Origin of the sequence: Flavonifractor sp. An52, from assembly GCF_002159385.1 — a bacterium.
Taxonomy (GTDB): domain Bacteria; phylum Bacillota; class Clostridia; order Oscillospirales; family Oscillospiraceae; genus Flavonifractor; species Flavonifractor avicola.
The window spans coordinates 1-523 of sequence record NZ_NFIB01000077.1; the positions used below are offsets into that span (position 1 = coordinate 1).

At 53.9% G+C, this 523-nt stretch carries 1 protein-coding gene; it reads right to left on the reverse strand.

The features are described 5' to 3' along the window. Positions 1 to 341: IS110 family transposase (locus tag B5G06_RS13780; protein ID WP_143382767.1), on the reverse strand; the 341-nt coding region annotated here is incomplete at its 3' end. Between the last annotated feature and the right edge of the window lie 182 nt (positions 342 to 523).

A 523-nucleotide genomic window follows, 5' to 3' on the forward strand; every position in this document is an offset into this window, starting at 1 on the left:
TCCACAAAGTCATTCTTGGGCAGGTCGGGATAGGCTTCCTTGAACTTTTTGACCTGCTTTGGATTCAGGACATGGATCTTCCGCTGGAACCGGCCCAGGCTGCCATCCTCCCGGAGAGCGTAAACCAAGCTGTCTCCGTAGATGGAGGTGGCCTCCAGGCCGATCACCACATCGCTGAGCTGCATGGAACGCAGTGCCGACACGATCTTCTCTGATAACAGTTTAGCACCACCCAGGTTGTTCTGTATGGAAAAGCTGGAGTGCTTGCTGCCGTCGGGTTTCATCAGGTAGGCCACATTGTTTCTGCTGCTCACATCAATGCCAACGAATAGTGGGTTCACAATTTTCACCTCCCCACATGGAGATTTCAGGCCAGCAGGCTTTGAGATACCCATGATAACCGAAGCATCCGCAACCTCGCGTATCAGAATCATTCCGGGGCAGACCAATGCGAAAGCCCTCACTGCTGAAAGGGCGGCCTTGCCTCCGGCAAACAGCCAATGAGTTTGCAGCTGACTTCCGG